5 protein-coding genes and 1 pseudogene are annotated in these 6,423 nt (G+C 66.1%); 2 read left to right on the top strand and 4 right to left on the bottom strand.

Annotation, left to right across the window (positions count from 1 at the left end):
- From JOY90_RS13855 to JOY90_RS13845, 3 genes are all read right to left on the bottom strand, one after another.
- On the bottom strand, window positions 1-1,036 hold a 1,036-nt coding region (locus JOY90_RS13855), incomplete at its 3' end, for a branched-chain amino acid ABC transporter permease (protein ID WP_291691687.1).
- Window positions 1,036-1,893, bottom strand: coding sequence for a branched-chain amino acid ABC transporter permease (locus JOY90_RS13850; RefSeq protein ID WP_291691686.1), 858 nt, complete (start codon window positions 1,891-1,893; stop codon window positions 1,036-1,038). The genes JOY90_RS13850 and JOY90_RS13855, both read right to left, overlap by 1 nt.
- A gap of 23 nt (window positions 1,894-1,916) precedes the next feature.
- Window positions 1,917-3,113 (bottom strand): ABC transporter substrate-binding protein, encoded by a 1,197-nt coding sequence (locus JOY90_RS13845; RefSeq protein ID WP_291691685.1) that lies wholly within the window; start codon window positions 3,111-3,113, stop codon window positions 1,917-1,919.
- A 347-nt stretch (window positions 3,114-3,460) separates the two neighbouring features.
- Between JOY90_RS13845 and JOY90_RS13840 the strand changes: the two genes are divergently transcribed.
- Together JOY90_RS13840 and JOY90_RS13835 are read left to right on the top strand one after the other, a co-directional pair.
- Entirely contained in the window at window positions 3,461-3,946 is a 486-nt protein-coding gene (locus tag JOY90_RS13840) for a hypothetical protein (RefSeq protein ID WP_291691684.1), read from the top strand.
- Complete coding sequence (locus JOY90_RS13835) at window positions 3,943-4,659, top strand: class I SAM-dependent methyltransferase (protein WP_291691683.1); 717 nt, start codon at window positions 3,943-3,945, stop codon at window positions 4,657-4,659. The genes JOY90_RS13840 and JOY90_RS13835 overlap by 4 nt, the downstream gene beginning before the upstream one ends.
- On the opposite strand, the pseudogene JOY90_RS13830 reads toward JOY90_RS13835, so the two are convergent.
- Window positions 4,556-6,423: pseudogene (locus JOY90_RS13830) on the bottom strand (adenylate/guanylate cyclase domain-containing protein); the annotation flags it as partial. The gene JOY90_RS13835 and the pseudogene JOY90_RS13830 sit on opposite strands and share 104 nt — an antisense overlap.

The raw sequence follows: 6,423 nt of genomic DNA, 5'->3' as shown, positions 1-6,423 counted from the left end.
GGCGCTGGATATCCGCGAGCGCCGAAGGCCGCGGCACGATGGTGCGGTTGCTGGCGAGCGGCCGCCGGTTGCGAAAATCGAGCAAGGCCGCGATGCCGCCCGGCGCCACCAGCACGATCAGGAGCAGCAGCGCCGCATAGAGGAAGGTCGACCACGCCGCCAGGGGCGCCGCGATCTCCGGCAGCACGGTGAGGATCATGGTGCCGAGCAACGGCCCGAGGATCGAGCCGCGGCCGCCGATCAGGATCGCGATGAAGAACAGCACCGAGAGGTCGAACGTAAAGGCGTCCGGCGTGATGTAGGTCTGCAGGGAGGCGAACAGGCCGCCGGCGACCGCCGCCAGCGCGCCCGCGAGCAGGAAGATCGAGATCAGGAGTTTCGGCTTGAAGATGCCGGTGGCTTCAGCCGCGACCTCGGCGTCGCGCAGCGCGATCAGCGATCGGCCGAAGCGGCTGTGGGCGACGTTGGCGCTCATCCAGGTGGTGAAGGCGGCAAAGCCGACGCAGAGGAAATAGAATCCCCAGGCCGAATTGAACGGCGCGGGAAATTCCGGACCGGGGATGCCGATGCCGCCGCCGGTGACGCTCTGCCACGCCAGCGCGATCTGGGTGACGATGGTGGCAAAACCGAGCGTCGACATCGCGAAATAGAAGGTGCGCAGCCGCAGCGCCGGCAGACCGACGATCACGCCGAACACGGCGCCGACGATCGCCGCGACGCCCAGCGCCGCAAACACCGGCAGCGGCGGCATGACGTTGCCCGCGACCAGCACGCTCGTGGTGTAGGCGCCGAGCGTGAGCAGCGCGACATAGCCGATCGCCAGATGCCCGGCAAAGCCGACTACGAGGTTGAGGCCGGACACCAGCACCCAGTAGATCGCCATCCGCGTGCCGATCAGCGCCCAATAGTCGTTGCTGACCAGCGGCAGGATCAGCGCAATCAGGAGGATGCCGAGGAACGGCACGACATGGGGCAGCACGGCGCGCAGGGTCTTGGCTTCACCGGGAGCAGGCACCGCGGTGGTCATCATGGCCATCACACCCTCCGCGCCGTCGAGACGCCGAACAGACCCTGCGGCGCCGCCAGGAGGACCACGATGAACAACGTGAACACCGCGACCGAGGAGAAGATGCCGCCGACCAGGAAGTTTGCCGCCTGCTGGAACAGCCCGAGCGCCAATCCGCCGACGATGGCGCCGCGGTTGTTGCCGAGGCCGCCGAGCGCCACCGGCACGAAGCCGTAGAAATTCAACAGCGCGCCGTTGGCGAAGAATGCCAGCAGCAATTCGCCACCGGAAAAGCCCGCGATGCCGCCGATGATGCCGGCGAGCGCGTAGCTCGCGACCCTGAGGTTACGCTCGGGCAGACCAAGCGCGCGGGCGGCGAAATTGTCCTCCGAGATCGCCAGGAACGCGCGGCCGACCAGGGTGCGGCGGTAGAGATATTCGAGGCCCGCGATGGTGATCGCGCAGGCCGCGACCGGCAGCCAGAACTTCTCGTCCCAGACGCCGCTGCCGAGCCCGATCAGGCGCGGGAACGGCTGCGGCTCGGTGCCCCATTTGATCGCCGCGACCTGCTGGATCATCAGCGCCAGCGCCAAGGTCGAGAGCACGTAGAGATGCTGGTCGAGGCTTTTCAGCACCGGCCGCACCGCGACGAACTCGGTGACGATCCCGATCAGCGCGCAGCCGATCAGGGTCAGCACGAGGCCCGCCATCACGCCCAGTCCGAGCTTCAGCGTGAACAGCGAGCCGAGCACGCCGCCGAGCATCGCGAGCTGGCCGGTGGTGAAGCTCATGACCCGCGAGGTCGAGAACATGGTGTTGTAGGTGATGCCGACGAGCGCGTAGACCGCGCCCGCCGCAAGTCCCGAGGCGAGGATCGAGGCCAGCATGAAAAATTACTCTACGCGCCGTTTCAGGAATATCCCGGCGCCAGCGCGAAGGTGCCGTTCTTGGCGGTGGACGCCTCCGACATCACGACCTCGTCGGTCGGATAGCCGTTGTGCTGGGTCGGCGTGAAGGTGTAGTCGCCGAAATAGCCCGGATATTTGTCGAGCGAATTGAGATAGGCGATGATGCCCGGGCCGTCGGTCGAGCCCGAGATCTCGACCGCCTTGGCGAACAGTTCGACCGCGTCGATGCCGCCCGCGATCCACCACAACAGCGTGTCGCTGAGCGCGATCTTGGCCCTGGTCAGCCGAGCGACCAGTTCCTCGCTCTTCGCCGGCAGCTTGCCCGAGGCGTCGTAGCTGCAGCTCTTGTAGCCGATGGCATAGACCTTCTTCCAGTTCTCCGGCTTTTCGACGAGGCCCGCGATCTCGCCCGACGACATCGAGGGATGGCCGACGAAGGGCACGTCCCAGCCCATCGTGGCGCGGGTGTTGAACATCCGCGCATCCATCCCGGTGGTGACGCTCCAGACCACGATTGCTTCCGCGCCGGCGTTCCTGGCGCGCAGCATGTCGGGGCTCACGTCGGGCTGGGTCGCGTCGATATTGGCCTGGTACACCACCTCGGCGCCGTCCTTCTTGAAGGCGGCCACTGAGGCGCCGAGTGCGGTCACGCCGTAGCCGGTGGTGTCGCCGATCACGGCGATCTTCTTCGCCTTGAGGATGTTCAGGCAGTAGTTGCGCACCGCATCGTCCCACTGGCTGTTCGACGGCGCCATCCGGAAGGCGTTGGGGTATTTGGCAGGGTCGATCAGGGTCTCCACCACGCAAGGGTGGATGTTCGGCATCTTGGCACGTCCCATGATCGGCGTCGTCGCCAGCGCCTCGCCGGAATTAAGCGGGCCCCAGATGCCGTGCACCTTGACCTGGCTGATCATCTCCTGGGTGGCGTTCACCGCCTTCGACGGATCGCCCTGGGTGTCGCGCATCACGATCTCGATCTTGCGGCCCTTGACGCCGCCGGCAGCGTTGATGGCATCGACGGCGAAGGCCACGCCGCGGTTGAAACCCAGCGTCGGCGCCGAGCTCGGCCCGGTCATCGCCGCGAGGCAGCCGATCTTGATCGGCTCGGAATCGGCCAACGCCGGCATCGGAAATGAAAATGACGTCGCGCCCAATGCGCCGGCACTGCCCAATAAAACGTCACGACGTGAAATCGCCATCAAAATACTCCCGTTCGTTTCCTTGTTCGGCGCCCGCCGTCGAGGTCGCGGACGTCGGTTTGTTGGTTCTTGCCGGCGCGTGTCCGGATTCAGCGGTCGGGATTTGAGCCGGACACAGCGTGATTGTCCAGAGCCAAGCGCGAATGATATCGGTCCACTCCAATTCCGTCTCACGCCTTCGTGCGAAGGATTGTGGAGCGCGCCTTCCTTGCCATCCGTCGAAAAGGCATCGAAGCCATGCGGCCGTGGTGGATAGCGTATGCTTCGCGGTTGCCTGCATCTGGCCGCAGCCGAAAAAGCACGGTAACGTTTGGCTTTTCGGACACGGATTTGCAGGAGACGTTGTAGTGGGTGCTTTCGTCAAGGACGGTTACGTGCCGCATGTTCAAAACCAGCTCAATACCAGGTTCGAACCTGGAGACGCGCTGACGGAGATGATCGCATTCCAGAAGGAGTTCAAGCTGTTCTCCCGGCAGCACACGCTCAGGAGCTCATTCGGCCTGCTCAACATCGCGCCCGTCGGCGAGGCCGACCGCGATGGCTTCATGCGCTATCTGGACTGGCTGCAACGGACGGATGCCAAGGTCGACGACAAGGCGACGAGCCGCAACGGCCACGATCAGATCATCGCCTCGCTGCAGCAGAACCTGGAAGGCACGAGCCCGCTGCCCGTGTACTTCACCTGGCATCCGGCGGAGCAGCCGAAGGGCGCCGTCCTGGTCACCTCCTCGGCGCCCGCCTACAATTTCTCCAGCACCAACTATCTCATCCTCTCGGTGCCCACCATGCCCGCGGGCCGGGCCAAGGCTGGGGCGCGCAAGAAGCGGGCGTGAGCGCGGATCCGCCGCGCGAGCTGCGCGCGAGCGTTTGCAGCTACTACTCGGCAAAGCTGGCTCGGCATGGTCCGACCCCCATCGGGGTCGACTGGCCGAACGCGATCTCGCAGCAGCTCCGCTTCGTGCAGCTCCTGAAGCTGTGCGACTTCTCCGCGCCCTTCAGCCTGAACGATTTCGGCTGCGGCTATGGCGCGCTGCTCGAATTTCTCGATCTGAGGCATCCGGGAGCCCGGATCGCCTACCACGGCATCGACATATCGCCGTCGATGGTGGACGCCGCGCGCAGATGCTGGAAGAACAACGCCCATGCGACGTTCGTCGTCGGCGCGCAATGCGGGCAAGAAGCCGACTACGCACTGGCGAGCGGCATCTTCAACGTCAGGCTCGGTCACCCCGTTGCCGCCTGGGAGAGCTATGTCGCGCAGATACTGACCGACCTCAACCGCAGCAGCCGGATCGGCTTCGCGGTGAATTTCATGCTGCCGCATGACGGCCGGCCTGCCGAGGACGAGCTCTATCGCACCGACCCCGAGCGCTGGATCGGCTTCTGCAGGCACGGGCTCGGGGGCGAGGTCGAGGCTGTGAGGGACTACGGGCTTCGCGAATTCACGCTTCTGGTCCGCCGCAGGCGACGCAGGCCTTTTCCGGCGGAAGCAGGGCGGCATAAGCGACCGCGCCGGTCTCGACGACCAGCGCGCGGGCACGCGTGAACAGCTCCTCCGTGCGACGAACCGGATCGTGGATCCCGGCGGCTTCGAGGGCACGCGCCATGATCATGTTCGCCCGGCATTCCGCGAGGCGGGCATGCCGCGCCACCGCCACCGCGATCGCCTCTTTGGCGACCTTGAGCGCCGCGGCCGGGCTGTTGCTCCTGAGATGGACCTCTGCAAGGAACGCGAGCATCTCGCTTTCATATTCCAGGCCGGCATAGGCTTCCCGCGCCAGCCCGATCGCCAACTCCAGTTTCTGAATCGCGGCCACGTGATCGCCGGCAAGCGACAGCGCCAGCCCCCGGCAGGCGGCCGCGTAGACGGCGACATAGGGAACGCCGCTGGCGACAGCCATCTCCTCGATGCGGCGGCTGTGCAGGTCCGCCAGCCTTTCGTCCCGGGTAAGCCAGCCGAGTTCGACATCGGCCAGATGCGGAATGAACTGCACGGCCGGATCCGGGTGTTCCTTCTCGTTCGCGATCAGCCGTTCGATGCTTCGCGTGGCAGCGGCGAAATCGCCGGTCCGGACCAGGATGCGGGCGCACAGGCTTTCAGCCCACCGCTCGACGCTGAATCCCATCAGCGCCTCATGCGCATGCTGCAAATCGGCGATGCGCGAGAGCGCCGTCTCGCCCGCCTCGAGGGCCTCGCGCAGCCTTCCGGCATAACCATAGGCCTGGCACAGGAACACCTGGAGCAGGGTCTTCAGGCTCGCATCTTCGGTCAGATCGAGCGCCTGGAGCACCTGCTTGACGTAATCGTCGGCCGATCCGGTGCACGCAACGACCCTGCCATAGACCGCGAGGAACAAGACCTGATGCAGCGTGTCCTTCAGCGCAAGCGCCAGATCCATGGCCTCCGTCGCGAAGGGTTTGACCTCCTCGGCGCCCATGCCCTCACGCCAGCCGAGGCTCACGATCTGTGCCGAGGCCCTCATGCGCAGCCGGTCGGTCTCATCATCCGTACGCGGCAGCGACTGCAGCAGCAGGCGGACCTTCTGCCACGTCTTGAGCGCCAGCCGCGAGTTGGTGTTCCCGATCCAGCTCGCAGCGCGCTCCGCATAACGGATCGCCGCGGCGAAATCCCGGGCGGCCTCGAAATGATAGGCGATCAGATCGGAATATTCACCGAGCTGATTGTGGTGAAAGCGTTCAAGCGCCCTTGCGACCGCCGCGTGGAGCTCGATCCGCCGGCCGCGCAACTGCATGGCATAGGCGACCTCCTGGATCAGCGGGTGGCGGAACGCGAAACGATCCGAGCCCGCCTCGCCTGCCGCCTCCTGGACCAGCTCGAGCTGGGCGAGCCTTCCCAGAGCATCCCGCAGGTCGGCGGGTGGCGCCCTCGTCACGTCGGCGAGCACGGAAAAGGGAAACTCCCTGCCGATCGTCGCGCCGACCTGCAGCACTTCCTTGTCCGGCGGCCGCAGGCGGTCGATACGCGCGCCGATCACCGACTGGATCGTGGCGGGCAGCGTTCCCGTCTGGTCCGGCTGCGCCGCCTCGTAATCCCCCACCCGGCCGTCGAGCTCGCCGCTGTCGACCAGGGACCGCGTCAGCTCCTCGGCAAAGAACGGGTTGCCACCGCTGCGCTCGACGATGCGGTCGCGGATCGCGCGGGTGGACGACCGGTCGCCGATCATGTCCCGGATCAGCGCCGAGACGTCCTCGTCGCGCAGCTCCTCCAGGCGGATCTCGGCGAAGTTCGTCCCGCGCGCCCATGGCGGCTGGTAGGTGGAGCGATAGGTGAGGACGAGCAGGACGCCGC

The sequence above is a fragment of the Bradyrhizobium sp. genome, assembly GCF_019242285.1.
Classification (GTDB): Bacteria; Pseudomonadota; Alphaproteobacteria; order Rhizobiales; family Xanthobacteraceae; genus Bradyrhizobium.
This window is presented reverse-complemented; position numbering and strand designations above follow the sequence as displayed.